17 protein-coding genes are annotated in these 17,003 nt (G+C 71.3%); 6 read left to right on the forward strand and 11 right to left on the reverse strand.

Annotation, left to right across the window (positions count from 1 at the left end; all coding sequences use genetic code 11):
• The first annotated feature begins 52 nt into the window (after positions 1 to 52).
• Positions 53 to 466: a winged helix-turn-helix transcriptional regulator gene (locus ACIQV3_RS39155; protein ID WP_403721737.1), complete on the forward strand. Its 414-nt coding sequence runs from the start codon at positions 53 to 55 to the stop codon at positions 464 to 466.
• A 43-nt stretch (positions 467 to 509) separates the two neighbouring features.
• Positions 510 to 1,298, forward strand: coding sequence for a DUF4239 domain-containing protein (locus tag ACIQV3_RS39160; RefSeq protein WP_403721739.1), 789 nt, complete (start codon positions 510 to 512; stop codon positions 1,296 to 1,298).
• 112 nt (positions 1,299 to 1,410) lie between these two features.
• Here ACIQV3_RS39160 and ACIQV3_RS39165 read toward each other — a convergent pair whose 3' ends face one another.
• Positions 1,411 to 2,049, reverse strand: a complete 639-nt coding sequence (locus ACIQV3_RS39165; RefSeq protein ID WP_403721740.1) for a LysE family translocator — start codon at positions 2,047 to 2,049, stop codon at positions 1,411 to 1,413.
• A gap of 384 nt (positions 2,050 to 2,433) precedes the next feature.
• On the opposite strand from ACIQV3_RS39165, the gene ACIQV3_RS39170 reads away from it, so the two are divergent.
• The gene (locus ACIQV3_RS39170; RefSeq protein WP_403721745.1) at positions 2,434 to 4,146 is read left to right on the forward strand and encodes an FG-GAP repeat domain-containing protein; all 1,713 of its coding nucleotides are present in this window, start codon (positions 2,434 to 2,436) and stop codon (positions 4,144 to 4,146) included.
• 116 nt (positions 4,147 to 4,262) lie between these two features.
• Entirely contained in the window at positions 4,263 to 4,805 is a 543-nt protein-coding gene (locus ACIQV3_RS39175; RefSeq protein ID WP_403721748.1) for a GNAT family N-acetyltransferase, read from the forward strand.
• Between the two features lie 31 nt (positions 4,806 to 4,836).
• Here the strand turns inward: ACIQV3_RS39175 and ACIQV3_RS39180 are convergent, their stop codons facing one another.
• The 3 genes from ACIQV3_RS39180 to ACIQV3_RS39190 form a co-directional block, all read right to left on the reverse strand.
• A complete protein-coding gene (locus tag ACIQV3_RS39180) occupies positions 4,837 to 5,454 on the reverse strand; it encodes a hypothetical protein (RefSeq protein ID WP_403721751.1) in 618 nt (205 codons plus the stop codon).
• 567 nt (positions 5,455 to 6,021) lie between these two features.
• Positions 6,022 to 6,267: a DUF397 domain-containing protein gene (locus ACIQV3_RS39185; RefSeq protein ID WP_403721754.1), complete on the reverse strand. Its 246-nt coding sequence runs from the start codon at positions 6,265 to 6,267 to the stop codon at positions 6,022 to 6,024.
• The gene (locus ACIQV3_RS39190) at positions 6,264 to 7,100 is read right to left on the reverse strand and encodes a helix-turn-helix domain-containing protein (RefSeq protein WP_403721757.1); all 837 of its coding nucleotides are present in this window, start codon (positions 7,098 to 7,100) and stop codon (positions 6,264 to 6,266) included. Before ACIQV3_RS39190 ends, ACIQV3_RS39185 begins: the two co-directional genes overlap by 4 nt.
• 128 nt (positions 7,101 to 7,228) lie before the next feature.
• On the opposite strand from ACIQV3_RS39190, the gene ACIQV3_RS39195 reads away from it, so the two are divergent.
• On the forward strand, positions 7,229 to 7,708 hold the full coding sequence (locus tag ACIQV3_RS39195; RefSeq protein WP_403721763.1) for an ATP-binding protein: 480 nt from the start codon (positions 7,229 to 7,231) through the stop codon (positions 7,706 to 7,708).
• Here the strand turns inward: ACIQV3_RS39195 and ACIQV3_RS39200 are convergent.
• The 5 genes from ACIQV3_RS39200 to ACIQV3_RS39220 form a co-directional block, all read right to left on the reverse strand.
• Complete coding sequence (locus ACIQV3_RS39200) at positions 7,698 to 8,261, reverse strand: hypothetical protein (RefSeq protein WP_403721766.1); 564 nt, start codon at positions 8,259 to 8,261, stop codon at positions 7,698 to 7,700. The two genes, ACIQV3_RS39195 and ACIQV3_RS39200, sit on opposite strands and share 11 nt — an antisense overlap.
• Positions 8,258 to 8,512 carry a hypothetical protein gene (locus tag ACIQV3_RS39205; RefSeq protein WP_403721769.1) on the reverse strand — a complete coding sequence of 85 codons (255 nt, stop codon included), beginning with the start codon at positions 8,510 to 8,512 and terminating at the stop codon, positions 8,258 to 8,260. The genes ACIQV3_RS39200 and ACIQV3_RS39205 overlap by 4 nt, the downstream gene beginning before the upstream one ends.
• 72 nt (positions 8,513 to 8,584) lie before the next feature.
• Positions 8,585 to 9,445, reverse strand: coding sequence for an LLM class F420-dependent oxidoreductase (locus ACIQV3_RS39210; protein ID WP_403721772.1), 861 nt, complete (start codon positions 9,443 to 9,445; stop codon positions 8,585 to 8,587).
• A 286-nt stretch (positions 9,446 to 9,731) separates the two neighbouring features.
• Positions 9,732 to 10,823 (reverse strand): ADP-ribosylglycohydrolase family protein, encoded by a 1,092-nt coding sequence (locus ACIQV3_RS39215; protein ID WP_403721789.1) that lies wholly within the window; start codon positions 10,821 to 10,823, stop codon positions 9,732 to 9,734.
• 644 nt (positions 10,824 to 11,467) lie between these two features.
• Positions 11,468 to 11,845 (reverse strand): peptidase inhibitor family I36 protein, encoded by a 378-nt coding sequence (locus ACIQV3_RS39220; protein WP_403721777.1) that lies wholly within the window; start codon positions 11,843 to 11,845, stop codon positions 11,468 to 11,470.
• 287 nt (positions 11,846 to 12,132) lie between these two features.
• On the opposite strand from ACIQV3_RS39220, the gene ACIQV3_RS39225 reads away from it, so the two are divergent.
• Positions 12,133 to 13,209: a tyrosine-protein phosphatase gene (locus ACIQV3_RS39225; protein WP_403721779.1), complete on the forward strand. Its 1,077-nt coding sequence runs from the start codon at positions 12,133 to 12,135 to the stop codon at positions 13,207 to 13,209.
• 77 nt (positions 13,210 to 13,286) lie between these two features.
• Here the strand turns inward: ACIQV3_RS39225 and ACIQV3_RS39230 are convergent, their stop codons facing one another.
• Entirely contained in the window at positions 13,287 to 15,884 is a 2,598-nt protein-coding gene (locus ACIQV3_RS39230) for a bifunctional FO biosynthesis protein CofGH (RefSeq protein WP_403721783.1), read from the reverse strand.
• Positions 15,885 to 15,924: 40 nt separating this feature from the next.
• Positions 15,925 to 16,722: an SDR family oxidoreductase gene (locus tag ACIQV3_RS39235; protein WP_403721786.1), complete on the reverse strand. Its 798-nt coding sequence runs from the start codon at positions 16,720 to 16,722 to the stop codon at positions 15,925 to 15,927.
• Between the last annotated feature and the right edge of the window lie 281 nt (positions 16,723 to 17,003).

Consider the following 17,003-nt stretch of genomic DNA (forward strand, 5'->3'; position numbering starts at 1 on the left):
ACCCTAGGAGGATGGGTGGTTACCGATCGGATACCGGCCTACCGTGTGGATCATGACCGAGAAGCAGCCGTCGTCGTCGCCTCCGCCCCTCGACCCCGAGATGTTCGACCCCGTCTGCCCCTCACCGCTGGTGCCGTTCCGGATCGGCGACAAATGGGCCACGCTGATCCTGCGCTGCCTCCAGGACGGCCCCCGCCGCTTCTCGGAGCTCAAGGTCCCGCTGCGCGAGATCACCGCCAAGTCCCTCACCCAGTCCCTGCGCGGGCTGGAGCGCGACGGCTTCGTGGCGCGCACGGAGTACGAGACCCCGGCGCGCCGGGTCGAGTACGCCCTGACCCCGCTCGGCCGCGGACTGCTGGGCCCCCTGGACGCGGCGTGCGACTGGACGCGGGAACACTGGGACGAACTGCTCGACGCCCAGGAGGCGGCAGCGGCGGCCCCACCCGGTACGAGCGGCTCGCGCTGAATTCGGGGCGGTCCCTCCCGACCGGGTGGTCGTTGGGCAGGGCATGATCCTCTGGCTGCTCAATCACCTCAGCACGTTCTTCCTCGGCGTCCTCCTCGTCGGCGGATTCGTCGCCCTCGCCATCGGCGGCAGCGTGGCCGCGCGCCGCCGCTTCCCGCACCTCGCCAACGGCGACCACAACGAGATGGTCGGCGTGGCCCTCGGAATGTTCGGCGCGATCTACGGGATCATCCTCGCCTTCGTCGTCGTCACCCTGTGGACGCAACTGGAGAACACCCAGACCATCGTCGCGACCGAGGCCACCGACCTCGCCCTGATCGTCCGCAGCGCGGAGGTCTTCCCGCCGGCCGAACGCGCCCGCGTGGACCGGGCGGTGGGGGACTACGTGCACGCCGTCGTCGAGATCCAGTGGCCCCTCATGCGCGAGGGCCGGCCCAGCTACGAGGCCACCGCCGACCAGACGCACGCCCTGTACACGGCACTCCAGGCCTACGAGCCCACGGGCCCCCGGACCGAGACCTTCTACGCGGAAGCGGCCGCCCGCCTCAACGACGTGGCCGCGCAGCGCCGGGCGCGCATCACGATGGCCGAGACCGCACTGCCGCCGCTGCTCCAAGTACTCGTGTACGGAGGCGCGTTGGTGATCCTCCCGCTCACCTTCCTCTTCGGGCTGCGGAGCCTGAAGATGCAGCTGCTGTTCGTCTCGGCGGTGGCGGGGCTGATCGGCTTCAGCCTGCTGCTGGTGATGGCCCTCGACCGGCCCTTCGCCGGAGAACTGAGCGTGAGCCCGGCGCCGTTCAAGGACGCGGCACTGGCGCAGTTCTGGCGCTGACCGCAGGTCCGTCGCGGGTCCGTCGCAGGTCTACAGCGACTCGCCGTGCCTCCGGCTTCGCCGCCGGTGCCGGGAGATCAGCTCGTGGAGCAGCTCCGGAGCAGGCCTCGGATCAGTCCTTGCGCCCGGTCGCGGCGACGGTCACACCCAGACCGATCATCGCGAGCCCGCCGGCCCCGCCCACGGCGGAGAGCCGCTGTGGCGACCTTGAGAACCAGCTGCGCGCGGTCGCGGCGACCATGCCCCAGGTGCTGTCGCAGACGACGGCGATCAGGTTGAACACGAGCCCGAGAAGGAGCATCTGGGCCGTGACGTGCCCCTGCTCGCGGTCCACGAACTGCGGCAGGACGGCCGCGAAGAACACGATCGTCTTCGGATTGGCCACCCCGACGGCGAACCCCTCCCACAGGGACCGCCAGTTCCCGTACTGGGCCCCGCCCGCCCCGAACTCCGCACGGAGCGAATGCCGCTGCCGGAAGGCCTTGACCCCGAGGTAGACGAGGTACGCGGCCCCCGCGAGCTTGAGCGCCGTGAACACGAGCACGGACCGCTCCACGACGGACCCCACCCCGAAGGCCACGGCGACGACGAGCACGTACGCCCCCAGCGTGTTCCCGGCCACGGTGAGCAGCGCGGCCCGCCACCCCTGGGACAGCGCCCGCCCGATGACGAAGAGCACGCTCGGCCCGGGGATGAGGATCAGCAGCAACGACATGGCGGCGAACGCGAGCAGCCGGTCAGTGGACACCATGCGGTTCATCGTTCCGGACGGGTGGGGGGAGGGGAAGGGGTTTTCGGCGGGTGGGCGGGGTGACGGTGGCCTGAGCTGCGGGTTGGCCCCGGGCTGCGAACCACGGACGCGCGGGGCGATCAGAGCATCCAGGGACGGGCGGCTGAACACCCTTCCCGAGACGGTCGACGGCCAAAACGGGGGAGAGGGCGACATACGGACCTTCGAATTCAGGTGTGCTCCAGTAGGGGTCCGGGGGGCCGGAACAGCACCCCTACCGCGGATGTACACTGCACGCACGAATCCGGGGGGATGACGTAGTCGCGCCGCCGCGTCCACTACGTCCGCCGAGCGCCCATCGCGCGCGCCGGCCCTCCGACCAGCACTTATGTCCCTGGGGGGACCTTGAACTCTTCGCGCTACCTGCGCCCGGGCCGTCTCGCGGTCTGCACGGCCATCGTCGTTGCCACCGGCATGACCCTGACCGGAACCGCCTCGGCCACCGGCGACCCGTCCCACGGCTCCGTGGCCCGCCCGGCCCCGAAGGCGGACGGCCAGCTCGGCTCGCTGCCCGGGAAGGGCAAGCAGGCCGCCACCGGCCTGCGCGCCGCCGCCAACCTCGCTCCGCGCCTCGACGCGGACGGCGACAACATCCCCGACATGCTGTACCAGGCGATCAGCGACAAGTACTTCGTGAGCCCGGGCGCTCCCGAGGACAACTACACGTACCAGGTGGGCCAGGCCGGCGACTACCTCGACTACAAGGACGTCATCCCGTTCGGCCGGGTCGACGGCGGTAACGAGACCGACCTCCTGGCCCTCACGGCCGACGGCGAACTGGCCTTCTTCGGCTCCCAGAGCCGCGGCGGCGCGGACAGCTGGTCCTGGTCCGGCCGCGGCTGGGGCATCTACAACAAGGTGTTCGCCCCCGGCGACATCAACCGCGACGGTTACGTCGACCTGCTGGCCCGCACCCCGGACGGCATCCTCTACCTCTACCCCGGCAGCGGAAACCCGAGCTCCCCTCTCAAGGGGCGCATCAAGGTCGGCGCGGGCTGGCAGGTCTACGACCAGCTGGTCGGCACCAACGACATCAACCGCGACGGCATCGCCGACCTGGTCGCCCGCGACTTCTCCGGCGTCCTCTTCGCCTACCTGGGCACCGGCAGCACCAGCGCCCCGTTCAAGCCCCGCAGCACGATCGGCAGCGGCTGGAACGCGTACAACCAGATCGTGGGCCTGGACGACTACGACGGCGACGGCAACGGCGACATGATCGCCCGTACCGTCTCCGGCCAGACCTACGTCTACAAGGGCAACGGCGCCGGCGCCTTCAAGCCGCGCGCCACCAGCTTCACCGGCGCGAACGTCGCGACCCTCTTCGCGCAGCAGGGCGGCAACCCCGACTTCGGGCGCAACGACCTGCTCGGCCGCGACTCCACCGGCACGCTGTGGTGGTACTACTCCAAGAACAACGGAACCCTCAGCAGCCGCGTCAAGATCAGCGACACGGGCGGCTGGAAGGGCGCCAAGATCACTTGGGGTTCCTCCTTCACCAACCGCAACCAGAGCGCGATCCTGGAGCAGGGCTCCGACGGCGCCCTCTACCTCAACGGTGACTACAAGGGCCTCGGCTGGGGCTCGTACAACGCCCTGGCCGCTCCGGGCGACCTCAGCAACGACGGCACCGGCGACCTCCTCGGCCGCGACACGAGCGGCAACCTGTACCTGTTCCAGGGCAACGGGGTCGGCGGCACCATGAACAAGATCAAGATCGGCGGTGGCTGGGGCGTCTACAACAAGCTGACCGGCGCCGGCGACCTGACGGGCGACGGCCGCGCGGACCTGCTGGCCCGCGACGGCTCCGGCAACCTCTACCTGTACGCCGGTACCGGAGTCCCCTCGGCTCCGTTCAAGTCGCGCGTCAAGATCGGCACGAACTACCAGATCTACAAGCAGCTCGTGGTCACCGGTGACCTCACCGGAGACGGCCGCGCCGACCTCGTCGGCACCGACTCCGCGGGCGTCCTGTGGCGCTACGACTCGTACAGCACGGGCAAGCTGAAGAGCCGCGTCAAGATCGGCACGAACTACCAGATCTACCCGAACCAGTACTGACCCGCTGAAACCCGAGCCGGGGCGCCCCTCCACCCGGAGGAGCGCCCCGGCTCGGGCATGTACGCCGACGGTCTATTCGGTTGCTGGCGAGCGGCGGGGTCGGATAGGAAGCGTGCATGCTAAAAGGCAAGACGGTTGGGCTCAGGGCCCGGCACGAGGACGACATCCCGATCCTGCACGCTGGTCTCCATGACGACGTGGCCACCGCCTCCCGGGCCACCGGGCAACCGTGGCGACCGCTCATGGCCGGCTCGGAGGCGCTGTCGTTCACGGTCGACGACACCGAACAGGGCCACGTTCCGTTCTCCGTCGTAGACCTGGAGAGCGGCGCGCTGCTCGGCACCGCCACCCTCTGGGGCCTCGACAACCACAGCCGCTCCGCGCACATCGGGCTCGGGCTGTTGCCGTCCGCACGGGGCAAGGGCTACAGCACCGACGTGGTCGCGGTCCTGTGCCACTACGGATTCGCCGTACGCGGCCTGCACCGACTGCAGATCGAGACCCTGGCGGACAACGAGCCGATGCTCCGCTCCGCCGAGCACAACGGCTTCGTCCGCGAAGGCGTCCTGCGCTCCTCGGCCTGGGTGATGGGCGAGTTCCTGGACGAGGTCCTCCTCGGCCTCCTGGCCCAGGACTGGAAGCCGGCCCCGAAGGCCTAGGACACTTCGGGGCGGTGAGCCATCAAGACCGTCAGGCCTTCTTGATCAGGTCAACCTGAATCGTGGCCATGTGCTTGGCGTCATCGATGTCGGTCATGCCCACCTTCACGTACGCCATGACATTGCCGACGCGCATGACAACCTCGGTGCTGCCCTTGCCGCGGGTGAACGCCTCGGTTTCGTCCGCACCGACTGAGAGCTGCGTCGGCGTGGGTGCGGGCTCGTAGCTGCGCCGCTTGACTGCCAGGCCCTTAGCTGCGGCACTCGCGGCCTGCTGGGAGTCGAACGAGAAGAGGGTGAACTCGACCCTGTCATCGCTCGCGTCCCCCCTGACCGCAGCCTCCTTGTGGCCGGCGGCCACCACACCGTCACACGTGGTGCCGGTTTCCTCGGCGCATGCCTGGAGCGCCGGCTCTCCCTCGAACGCCACCAGGTCATCACCGACGAAGACGCCCCCGAGTCTCTCGTTGGTCGGCAGTGCGGACCGGACTTGCTCCGCTGACAGAGCGCCGGAGGTCTTCCCCTTGCCGCCGTCGATTCCGACCACGCCCACGGCCGCAGCCGCATCCGGATCCGCGTCACTCCCGCAGCCGGTCAGCGCCGCCACCAGCGCCACCGCACACACGGTCCTCCATGCAACGGCCTTCATTTTGTGCTCCGTTCAGTCCTTCAAAAGATCTTGAAGGGCCTAACTAAAGCACCCGGCTGCCATTCGCCCTGAGCCAGGGATCCATCCCCACCCCTCCTGATCAGCCAGGGACGGTCGGTGGTCGCTAAGCCGAGTGGGAGTGTGTAGCGATCTGTCGCGCCCACCGACTCCGAAGTCCTTCTCGTCCCCCTCCTGCTCGTAGTAGCGGGCGACGGTCTCGGGAAGGGTGTTCGGGCGCCCGTCCCTGGATGCTCTGATCGCCCCGCGCCTCCGTACCGACTGAGGTCACTGTCCTGCCGGGGCGGTGTGCTGATGTCCGCCGGCCTAAGGGGGCTGCGCATCTCAGACAGGCCCGCTCCTCCCCACTCCTCCCTCCCGGCCGTTCCCCGGGGGGATCCCGGAAGTCTTGTGGCGTTTCGGGGTGGGTCGGTCGGTCAAGGGTGGCCGAAGGCCATCGCGGAGCGACGCGACCGCAGGGAGCGCCCTTGAGGGACCGGGCCGCACCGAAAGGACACTGGACTGCCGGGCTCCCACCGGACCTTGTCAACGCCACGCCTAGGGCGCAGCTCAGGCCTCCGTGACCCCGCCTACGAACGCGGCCCAGGTCCGGGGGGAGACCGCCAGCTCTGGGCTCGCCGTCAGCTTGGAGTCCCGGATGTGGACGGAGTCGGCGCAGCTCGCGACCTCTACGCAGTTGTCGCCCTCGCTGCCGCTGTACGTGGACTTGTGCCAGGAGAGGGCGACCTCGACACAGTTGTCGCCGTCGCTGCTGCTGTAGCTGCTCTTGAACCACCGGAGCTGGGAGCTGTTCACAGGGATCCTCGCATTCGCATCAACAGGCCCGCGCTGTCCGCAGGGTTGAGGGCCTGGATGCGAAGTTTGGCATACCGCTGGTGGAGGACGCTGACGTCCTTCGGGTCGGAGATGACGCGTCCTGTCTGCTGCCCCTCGCCGTAGCCCAGCCACTCGTGCTCCTGGGTTTCGAGGAGGCAGAAGGGGCCGCCGGGACCCGCGTGCTCCGGACTGACCGTAGGCATGACCTGCAGATCCACATTGGGCAGCCTCCCCATCTCCAACAGGTGGTCGATCAGCTCGCGGGTCACCTCAGTCCCACCCGTGCGCCGTTCGACCACCGGCTGTTCGATGATGAAGCTGAAGGCGACGTACGGGGTTTTGAGAAGCACGGCCTGCCGGGTCAGCCGGAAGATGATGCGTGCTTCCACCTGTTCCGGTGTCGGCAGTGGGGGGACGTCCCGGATCTGGGCTCGGGCGTAGGCCTCCGTCTGCAACAGGCCGGGAATCGACCGGCATTCGTACGTGTTGAGGGCGACCGCGTCCTCCTCCAGCTCCGCCCACCGCCTGAACCACTTCGCCAGCCCCCTCCGCCGGGTCAGTTGCTTCGCCGCGATGCGGATGACGCCGAAGGCGTCGAGTACCTCCTCCACCCGGTCCACGAACCTCGTGGACGGATGCCGCCGCCCCTGCTCCACCGACCCGATGTACTGCACGGAGTACCGGATCAGTGGGTGCAGTTGCTCCTGGGTCAGGCCGGCGCGTTTCCTGAAGGACTTGACCGTCTCGCCGAAGTTGCGCAGGTCGGGGTCCGGCCCGGCCTCGTTGTCACCGCTGTCATCGACACTCGCCATGGAGGTCACCTCCCCGGCAACATGTTCACCGTCAGTGACCGAGACTGTCCAGAGCGCGAACTCGTACAGATGAAAAGTAGTGGTTCGCTTGCTGGGGAACACCCCACCCCACACGGGACTTTGCTCCCATGACCACACCTTCGGGCCTCGCCCGGACCCTCGCACCCACGTTCACTCAGCGTTTCAGTTCCACCCTGCGCGGCGCCCGCCTGGCCCGGCAGCTGGCCTTGGTCGAGCTGCACGACTGGGGCATCCCCGACCGCAGCGGACTCTCCGAGGATGCCGGGCTCCTCGTGGCCGAACTCGCCGCCAACGCGGTGGCCCATGGGCGGGTCCCCGGGCGGGACTTCGAACTCCACCTGAGCCTGCTCCCTGGGTCACTCGGGTCGCCCGGGTCACCCGGGACCCTCCGCATCGAGGTGTCCGATGCCCGGCGGGACCGCCGCCCGGCCGTGCGGCCGCACGAGTACGGGGCCGAAGCCGGCTACGGCATGCGGATCGTCGACGCCGTCGCCACGGACTGGGGCGTCAGGGACCGGCTGGTCGGGAAGACGGTCTGGGCGGAGCTACGCCTCACGGGCACGGTCACGGGCCCCGTCACGGTGTAGCCCGCCACCGCGGCGCCTCGTCGTCCGGATCGCCCGGGCTCGCGAAGTGGAAAGGGACTCCGAGGTGGGCCGCCAGGGCCGTGCCGGAGAGGGTGGCCGCGGCGGCATGGGGGCCCAGGGGGCCGCGGTCGGCGCCTTCGGCTTCGAGGGCGCGGGTGCCCGTGCCCCAGTAGACGGTGGCCAGTCCGTGTTCCCCGGCCGGTTCCTCCGTCACGGCGAGCAGCCGCACGAACCAGTCGTGGACCGTGTCCCCGTCCCAGACGGCCTCGATCGCCACCACCCGGGCCCGGATGCCGGAGGCGATGGCGGCCAGTGACTCCAGGTCGAGCGGGCAGTCGGGGGTGCGGGCCACCCTGTCGCCGAAGTGGACGTAGCGGCCGGAGACCAGCTTCTGGGCCTCGTAGAGGCCCACACCCTGGGCGCGGCGGGCCTCCCAGACCAGGCGGACGGCGTACATCAGGCGGTCCTGGAGGACGTACCCGTCCACCTGGCGGCGGATGCCCTCCGGGAGGCCCTCCCACAGTTCGGCCGTGCCGTCCAGGTCCTCGCTCATGCCGACTCCTCCGGGACGAACAGGCTGACTTGATAGGTCGATGGGTGTACGAGGCGGCCGCAGAGGAGGTCGATGCGGAGCTGCGACGGGTCGGTGAAGGTGCCGTCGGCCCGCAGGCGGCCGACGTACGCCCGGACCTCCGACTGCTCGGTCGTCGAGAACATCGGCTCCCAGCGGCCGCGGGCGTCAGCCGTCCGCTGGGTGGCTCGAATCCTGCTGCGTGCGCGTGCGCGCTTGCGTTGCCTCGGCATGGGTTCATGTTCGCCGTGGACGGCTCCCCGGGGCCAGCGGGTTTCAGGGGGCCGGGGGCGCCCCCGGCCCCGCTACAGGTACTGCCCGAACCCGTCCAGGATCCGCAGGATCTCCGCCTCGCCCTCCGAGGGGAGCTGGAGGACGACCTCCTCGATGCCCAAGTCGGCGTAGTGGGACATCTTGCCGGGGGTCGGCTGGACGGCGTACGGGACCACCTGGAGGGACTTGGGGTCGCGGCCCGCGGCCTCCCAGACCTGGCGCAGCGCCGGGAGGGACTCCGTCAGGCCGCCTCCGCCGATCGGGAGCCAGCCGTCGCTGTGGTCGGCGATGGCTGCGAAGAGCTTCGGGCCCGCCTGGCCGCCGATCAGGGTGCGGGGCCCGTACAGGGGGACGCCCGGGGCGAGTTCGCGCGGAGGCTGCACCGGCTTGGGGTGGGCCGAGCTGGCCTGGACGGAGGAGAACTGGCCCACGTACGCCGTGGGGTGCGGGGACCACAGGGTCCGCATCAGGGCCATGCGGTCGCGGACCAGTTCGCGGCGGGTGCGCCACTCGACTCCGTGGTCGGCGGCCTCCTCCACGTTCCACCCGTAGCCGACACCGAGGGTGACGCGGCCGCCGGACAGGTGGTCCAGCGTGGCGACCTGCTTCGCGAGGTCGATGGGGTCGTGCTGGGCGACGAGGGTGATGCCGGTGCCGAGGTGGAGCCGCTCGGTGACGGCGGAGGCCTGGCCGAGGGCGACGAAGGGGTCCAGAGTGCGCCCGTACATCTCCGGGAGCTCGCCGCCCATCGGGGCCGGGGTGACGCGGCTGACCGGGATGTGGGTGTGCTCGGGGAGGTAGAGGCCGGAGAAGCCGCGTTCCTCCAGGGCGCGGGCGAGGGGTACGGGAGCGATGGTGCGGTCGGTGAGGAAGACGGTCGTGGCGATCCGCATGGGCGCTGACACCTCCGGGGTGGTGGGAGGGCCAAAGTACGGCTTCGCGCGTGCGGAGGGCAGGGGCGCGCGTCGGCCACGGCCGTGGCGGTGGTCACTGCGGGGACGGCCACGGCCATGGCGGTGGCGGTGGTCATTGCGGGGACGGTCGTGGCCACGGCCATGGCGGTGGTCATTGCCGGGACGGTCGTGGGCGCGGCACTCGCGGCCCGCCCGAGGTCACCTCCGTGGCCAACCCGCGGCCAAGCCGTGGCCAACCCGCGGCCAACCCGCGGCCAACCCCGGGTCATCCCCGCGGGTAGCGCGTCAGCCAGGCCGTGGAGGGGGCCGCCGGGCCGTGGAGGGCGGGTCCCTGGGTCATCTCCAGGGCGAAGTCGTCGGCTAGTTCCAGGACCGTGGCCCGGCCCTCGAGGCCGGCGAGCCAGGCCGCCGGGAGGGCCGTTTCACCGTGCTGGGCGCCGAGCAGGGAGCCGCACAGGGCGCCGGTGGCCGCGGAGTCGCCGCCGTGGTTCACGGCGAGGCGCAGGCCGTGCGCCACGTTCTCGGCGACGAGGGCGCAGTACACGGCGACGGCGAGGACCTCCTCGGCGGAGCGGCCCTGGCCGGGGGACAGGTCCTCGACGGTCCGCGGTGCGGGGACGCCCGTGGTGACGGCGCCGAGGGCGCGCTGCAGGGCGTCGGTGACGGGCTGGTGGCCGGGGCGGACGCCGAGCAGGCCCAGTGCGCGCTGGACGGCGGAGTCGAGGGACTCGCCGCGGGTCAGGCCGTGGACGATGACGGCGTGGGCGCCGGCCGACAGGTACGCGGTGGGGTGCCCGTGGCTCTGTACGGCGCACTCGACGGCGAGTTGCAGGACCAGGGACGACTCCCAGCCGACCAGCAGCCCGAAGGGGGCGGAGCGGGTGGCGGCGCCGGGGTCCACGGCCGTCGGGTTCTTCGGCTGGGCGAGCGTGCCGAGGACTCCGTCGGCGAAGCCGGTCAGGGAGGAACGGGCGGGGGAGCGGCGGGCGTAGAGCCACTCCTCCTGCGCGAGCCAGCCGTTGTCCTCGCGGCGCTCGTCGGGGCCCCAGTCGCTCTGGGTGAGGGCCCAGCGGAGGTAGGCGCGGTGCACGTCGGTCGGCGGGTGCCAGGCGCCGGTGTCCCGGCGCACGTGGGCCCGTATCAGGCCGTCCAGGGTGAAGAGGCCGAGCTGCGTGGCGGCGGTGACCCGGGTGCGGGGGGCCGTCGGTTCGGTGAGGCCCGCCGGGCCGTGGGTCTCGAGGAGTTCGGGGAGGGAGAGGGCGGCCACGGGTGCGCCGAGGGCGTCGCCGATGGCCGAGCCGAGGAGGGTTCCTCTGACGCGGCTACGGAAGTCCTGCTGCTCGGTGCGGCCCCACAGGCCGGTGGTGACGGCGGCGCGGCCGCCCAGGGTGGCGCCGGCGGCGGGGCCGGTGGCGGGGCCGAGGCCGGTGGCTCCGCGGGCGGCTCCGGCTGTGGCTCCGCCGGTGGGTGCGGGTGTGGCTCCGCCGGCGGGTGCGGGTGCTGCCTGGAGGGGCGGGGCGGCCTCGGGCCTGCTCTGCTGCTCCCCGGACGTTTCCATCGCCGTGTCCATGTCGATCCCCCCGGACTGCACGCGCGTGCTCTGGCGGGCACTGTAGTGGACAGTACCGATCGGGTCCGGAAGTGGTCGGTCCTGAGGGTGGTGTGGGACCGGGGAACGGCTGGATTCCGCCGGTCCTCCGGGGGAGCGGGGACGCGAGGACGCGGGGACGCCGGTACTTGGGGAGGGCACGGGTGCAGGGGTGCAGGGGTGCAGGGGTGCACGGGTGCACGAGGGCACGAGGGCACGGGTGCTCGGGTACAGGGTTGCTCGGGTGCAGGGGTTGCACGGGTACCGGGGTGCACCTGCCCCGGATGCCTCCGCGCACCGCCGGAAGCCCGCGGGCGCGGTACTTCGGCACCCACGGGCGGGTTCTGGCCGGTTGTTCTGGCCGGGTGTGCCAGCCGGGTGTTCCAGCCGCGTGTTCTAGCCGGGCGGGGTGATCAGCAGACCGTCACCCACAGGGAGCTGATGTTGTCGTTCCGGTTGTACTGGGAGGTGTTGCCCTTCCAGTTGCCCACCGGCCATGTGGAGCCCTGCTTGTTGGTGTCCAGGTACGTGCAGACCGTCTTGCCGGTCCTGTTCCATACCGAGGAGACCTTGTCGTTCAGGCGGTAGTCGCCCAGGTTGTTGGTGCCGCTGCGGAAGTACGCCGCTCCGCCGTATCCGTTGTCGTGCTCGTAGACGCAGAACTCACCGACCTCGCAGTTCCGCCAGGGCGTCTCGGCGGCGGGTGCCGCCGCCGCCGGTGCGGTGAGCGCTGCGGACATGGCCAGGCCCGCCGCAGCGGTGAAGGTGAGGAGGGAGCGTCGTGCTGACATCACAAGATCCGCCTTTGGTTGGGAACATGTGGATTCCTTCCCTCCACTAGAGCAGTTGGATGCCGGGAGTCGACTGCGAGAACAAGCCTTTCTTACGGCCCATAGCGGGCATCTCTCTTTTAGGCGCCCAGATGTGACGTTTCTCCCCGGACGCCATCGGCGCGTACGGGTCATCGACCCGCTGCCGCCCCGGCGCATGGCACGTTTTGACAGTTGCCTTCCCGCCGGTTGGTTTCGGCCACGCCATGTTCACGTGCCGTTATTCGGAGGCCAAGAGTCTCGGGGGCATGAAGAAGGCACTGCTCGCCGCGACCGTCGTCGCCTCCACGCTCACCGTCGCCATCGTCGCGGCCCCCGCCGCCTCCGCCCACGGGTGGGACTTCCCCTGGGGCAACCACCACGGCAACTCCATCCCCTTCACCGAGGCCACCGTCACCGCCGGTGCCGACGGGGCGTACACCCTGAAGTGGAACGCCAAGGGCACCAAGCGCGTGGAGATCAAGGCGAACGGCAAGGTCGTCGCCCGGGGCGGTGCCCAGGGCGAGGCCGTGGTCGGCGGGCTGCCCGCGGCCGACCGGCAGTGGTTCGACTTCGAGCCCGAGCGCGGTGAGGGCCTGCGTCTGGCCGACCGGCTGATCAAGCTGGAGGGCACCGCCAACTTCCGCGACGTGGGCGGCTACCGCACCACCAGCGGCCAGTGGGTGAAGATGGGCGAGATCTACCGCTCCGACGCCCTGAACAAGCTCACCGACAACGACCTCGCCAAGCTCCAGCGCCTGCGGGTGAAGACGATCTTCGACCTCCGCATGGAGAGCGAGCGCACCAAGGACGTGGACAGGGTCCCGGCCGGCGCGAACTACGTCGTCGCCGACGTCTTCGCCGGCTCCGGCTCCTTCCAGGCCATGCCCAAGACCCCCGACGAGGCCGTCAAGGCCATGGTCGACGCCGAGAAGGCGATGGTCAGCGGGGAGGGCGGCAAGAAGGCCTACACCCAGGTGTTCGAGGGCATCGAGCGGGACCGCAGCCGCTCCGTCCTGTTCCACTGCACCGCCGGCAAGGACCGTACGGGCTGGGCGAACGCCTCCCTGCTCACCGCCCTCGGCGTGCCGAGCGAGACCGTGATGGCCGACTACCTGGCCAGCAACGACTACCGCAAGGCCGCCAACGACGCGATCCTCTCGCACCTGCCGGCCGCCCAGGCGGCCGTGTACAAGCCGATGCTCGACGTGCGCGCCGAGTACCTCAACGCCGGGTACGACGAGGTCACCGCGAAGTTCGGCAGCTTCGACAACTACCTCAAGGACGGCCTCGGCATCGACGGCCGCGAGCTGAAGCAGCTGAAGAAGGACCTCCTGGTCGGCTGAACGCAGCCGACCCGACGTGCGGGCCCCGCCGGGCTGTCCCACCGGCCGGGCCCGCACGCGCGTGTGCGGGGTCCGCGTCAGTCCAGGACCGGCAGCAGCTCCGGCAGGTGGCCGTCCGAGGCGCGGGCCGCGGCCTGGCGCTCCTCCGGGACCTCCCCGTAGAGCGTCGTACGGGCCCTCGCGGGCCGGCCGGCCGCCTCGGCGACGGCGATCAGGTCCTGGACGGACTTGTACGAGCCGTAGCTGGAGCCGGCCATCCGGGAGATGGTCTCCTCCATCAGGGTTCCGCCCAGGTCGTTGGCGCCCGAGCGGAGCATCTCGGCCGCGCCCTCCGAGCCCAGCTTCACCCAGCTGGTCTGGATGTTGGTGATGTGCGGGTGCAGCAGGATGCGGGCCATCGCCGTCACCGCGCGGTTGTCGCGCACGGTGGGGCCGGGCCGGGCGATGCCCGCCAGGTAGACGGGGGCGTTGGTGTGGATGAAGGGCAGGGTCACGAACTCCGTGAAGCCCTCCACCCCCTTGGCCCGCGCCTCCTGCTGCATGCGCGCCAGCGTGCGGAAGTGGCCCAGCCAGTGGCGGGGCTGGTCCACGTGGCCGTACATCATCGTGGAGGAGGAGCGGATGCCCAGCTCGTGCGCGGTGGAGACCACGTCGATCCAGTCCGCCGTCGGCAGCTTGCCCTTGGTGAGGACCCAGCGGACCTCGTCGTCCAGGATCTCCGCCGCCGTACCGGGGATGGAGTCGAGCCCGGCCTCCTTGGCCGCGGTCAGCCAGTCCCGTACCGACATCCCCGTGCGCGTCGCGCCGTTGACGACCTCCATCGGGGAGAAGGCGTGCACGTGCATGCCGGGGACGCGCGCCTTCACGGCCCGCGCGATGTCGAAATAGGCCGTCCCGGGCAGATCCGGGTGGATCCCGCCCTGCATGCACACCTCGACCGCGCCCACCTCCCACGCCTGCGCGGCCCGGTCGGCGACCTGGTCGAGCGAGAGGGTGTACGCGTCCGCGTCCGTGCGGCGCTGCGCGAAGGCGCAGAAGCGGCAGCCGGTGTAACAGACGTTGGTGAAGTTGATGTTGCGGGTCACGATGTACGTGACGTCCTCGCCCACCACGGACTTGCGCAGGTCGTCCGCGATCCGGCACAGGGCGTCCAGCGCCGGGCCGTCCGCGTGCAGCAGGGCGAGCGCCTGCTCGTCGGTGAGCTTCGTCGGGTCGTCGGCGGCCTGCGCGAGCGCCGCCCGTACGTCGGTGTCGATGCGCTCGGGATCGGGGACCATGCCGGGGGCCGCGGCCTCGCGCAGGGCCTCCCAGTCGCCGTAGACCTCGTCGAAGTCGTCGCGGCGGTCGCCGGTACGGCCCTGCGTGTCGATGGTGGTGTGCAGGTCGGTGCGGCCGTAGGCGGTGAAACCCTCGTCCGGTTCCTGCCACGGCCGGCCCTCCACGGTCGCGGACTCGTCCGCGAGCCCGCTCTCCGGGTCGGCCAGCGCGCGTACGTGGGGCAGCAGGCGGGGGTCCAGCCAGGGTTCGCCGCGCTGGAGGAACTCCGGGTAGATGGTGAGGCGTTCGCGGAGCGCGAAGCCGGCGGCCGCGGTGCGCTCGGCCAGCTCCTCGATGTGCGGCCAGGGGCGCTCCGGGTTCACGTGGTCGGGGGTGAGCGGGGACACCCCGCCCCAGTCGTCGATGCCGGCGCCGATGAGCAGCGCGTACTCGGAGTCCACCAGGTTCGGCGGGGCCTGGATGCGGGCGCTCGGGCCGAGGATGTGGCGGGCCACGGCGATGGCCGCCGCGAGCTCCTCCAGCTCCGCGTCGGGCATGCCGCGCATGGCGGTGTCGGGCTTGGCCCGGAAGTTCTGGACGATGACTTCCTGGATGCCGTGGTAGCTGCGCTGGATCCGGCGCAGCTCGAAGAAGGCGTCCGCGCGCTCCTCGTAGGACTCGCCGATGCCGATCAGCACCCCGGTGGTGAAGGGGACGTTGGAGCGGCCCGCGTCCTCCAGGACGCGCAGCCGGACGGCCGGGTCCTTGTCGGGGGAGCCGTGGTGGGGGCCGCCGGGCTCGGACCACAGGCGGGTGGCGGTGGTCTCCAGCATCATGCCCATGGACGGGGCGACGGGCTTGAGGCGCTGGAGGTCCGACCAGGACAGCACGCCGGGGTTGAGGTGGGGGAGGAGGCCGGTCTCCTCCAGGACGCGGATGGCCATGGCGCGCACGTAGGCGAGGGTGTCGTCGTAGCCGTGCGCGTCGAGCCACTCGCGGGCCTCGGGCCAGCGGTCCTCGGGCCGGTCGCCGAGCGTGAACAGGGCTTCCTTGCAGCCCATGGCCGCACCCTTGCGGGCGATGTCGAGGACCTCGTCGGGGGACAGGTACATCCCGTGGCCCTCGCGGCGGAGCTTGCCGGGGACCGTGACGAAGGTGCAGTAGTGGCACTTGTCCCGGCACAGCCGGGTCAGGGGGATGAAGACCTTGCGCGAGTAGGTGATGACGCCGGGCCGGCCCGCGGCCTCGAGGCCGGAGTCCCTCACCCGAGCGGCGGAGGCGGCGAGGTCCTTCAGGGCCTCGCCGCGCGCCCGGAGGAGTACGGCCGCCTCGGTCGCGTCGAGCGCGACGCCGTCGCGGGCGCGGCGGAGCGCGCGGCGCATCGAGTTCTCGGTCGGAGCGTCACTCGGAGTGGTCATGGCCCGAGCATACGATCAGCTCGCGCGCGCACGGAGGGGCTCATCGCATCAGTTCCCCGGCGTTGACCAGCAGAGACTGGCCGGTTATCGCCCGCGCGCGGTCGGAGGCGAGGAAGGCGGCGGCGTCCGCCACGTCCCCGTCGGTGGCAAGGTCCGGCAGCGCCATGCGGTCGGTGAGGCGGGCGTGGACCTCGGCTTCGGGGATTCCTTCGGTGTGTGCGGTGAAGGTGACGAAGGCCTGGACCGGGGGGCCCCACATCCAGCCGGGGAGCACGGTGTTCACGCGGATGCGGTGCGGGCCGAGCTCGCGGGCCATGGAGTACATGGCGGAGGTCAGGGCGCCCTTGGAGGCGGCGTAGGCGGCCTGCTGCACCTCGTTGGGGGAGGCGATGGCGGACTGGGTGCCGATGATGACGACGGAGCCGCCGGTTCGCTTCAGCGCGGGCAGGCAGGCGCGGGTCATGCGCAGGGTGCCGAGGAGGTTGACGTCGAGGATCTGCTGCCAGGTGCCGAAGTCGGCGTCTTCGAGGCCGCCGAAGTACGAGTCCCAGGCGGCGACGTGGACGACGGCGTCGACGCCGCCGAAGCGTTCCTGGGCGAGGGCGGCGAGTGCTTCGCACTGGCGCTCGTCGGAGATGTCGGTCGGGAGGTACGCGGTGTGCGTGCCGTCGGGGTCGATCTCGGCGGCCGACTTGGCGAGGTTGGCCTCGGTCCGCGCCCCGAGCACGGCGTTGCCGCCGTCGCGGACGACGGTGGCGGCGACCTGGTGGCCGAGACCGGCGCCCACGCCGGAGACGATGACGGTCTTGCCCTGCAGTAGTTGCGGCGACGGTGACATGGTGCGGTCCTCCTGGCGGCCCGGTGGATCTGACGGGGCGTCAGGCTACGGTGTGGGGGGCGGGGAGGGAAGGGTGTGCGGGTGCCGGGGGCTGGGTGCGGCGCCGTTGCCGGGGACCGGTCCCCGGGCCCCTGCGCCTCAAGCGCCGGCGGGGCTGGGGTGTGTCGGGGCTCGGTGGCTGCGGGTGGGGGGGGGGGGGGGGGGGGGGGGGGGGGGGGGGGGGGGGGGGGGGGGGGGGGGGGGGGGGGGGGGGGGGGGGGGGGGGGGGGGGGGGGGGGGGG

It is taken from the genome of Streptomyces sp. NPDC099050 (assembly GCF_044759865.1).
Taxonomy (GTDB): Bacteria; Actinomycetota; Actinomycetes; order Streptomycetales; family Streptomycetaceae; genus Streptomyces.

Coding starts and splice junctions, on each gene's coding strand:
- ACIQV3_RS39195 (WP_403721763.1), top strand. CDS start 7,229: ATGACCACACCTTCGGGCCTCGCCCGGACCCTCGCACCCACGTTCACT.
- ACIQV3_RS39220 (WP_403721777.1), bottom strand. CDS start 11,845: ATGTCAGCACGACGCTCCCTCCTCACCTTCACCGCTGCGGCGGGCCTG.
- ACIQV3_RS39165 (WP_403721740.1), bottom strand. CDS start 2,049: ATGGTGTCCACTGACCGGCTGCTCGCGTTCGCCGCCATGTCGTTGCTG.
- ACIQV3_RS39230 (WP_403721783.1), bottom strand. CDS start 15,884: ATGACCACTCCGAGTGACGCTCCGACCGAGAACTCGATGCGCCGCGCG.
- ACIQV3_RS39200 (WP_403721766.1), bottom strand. CDS start 8,261: ATGAGCGAGGACCTGGACGGCACGGCCGAACTGTGGGAGGGCCTCCCG.
- ACIQV3_RS39155 (WP_403721737.1), top strand. CDS start 53: ATGACCGAGAAGCAGCCGTCGTCGTCGCCTCCGCCCCTCGACCCCGAG.
- ACIQV3_RS39175 (WP_403721748.1), top strand. CDS start 4,263: ATGCTAAAAGGCAAGACGGTTGGGCTCAGGGCCCGGCACGAGGACGAC.
- ACIQV3_RS39235 (WP_403721786.1), bottom strand. CDS start 16,722: ATGTCACCGTCGCCGCAACTACTGCAGGGCAAGACCGTCATCGTCTCC.
- ACIQV3_RS39210 (WP_403721772.1), bottom strand. CDS start 9,445: ATGCGGATCGCCACGACCGTCTTCCTCACCGACCGCACCATCGCTCCC.
- ACIQV3_RS39180 (WP_403721751.1), bottom strand. CDS start 5,454: ATGAAGGCCGTTGCATGGAGGACCGTGTGTGCGGTGGCGCTGGTGGCG.
- ACIQV3_RS39190 (WP_403721757.1), bottom strand. CDS start 7,100: ATGGCGAGTGTCGATGACAGCGGTGACAACGAGGCCGGGCCGGACCCC.
- ACIQV3_RS39160 (WP_403721739.1), top strand. CDS start 510: ATGATCCTCTGGCTGCTCAATCACCTCAGCACGTTCTTCCTCGGCGTC.
- ACIQV3_RS39205 (WP_403721769.1), bottom strand. CDS start 8,512: ATGCCGAGGCAACGCAAGCGCGCACGCGCACGCAGCAGGATTCGAGCC.
- ACIQV3_RS39225 (WP_403721779.1), top strand. CDS start 12,133: ATGAAGAAGGCACTGCTCGCCGCGACCGTCGTCGCCTCCACGCTCACC.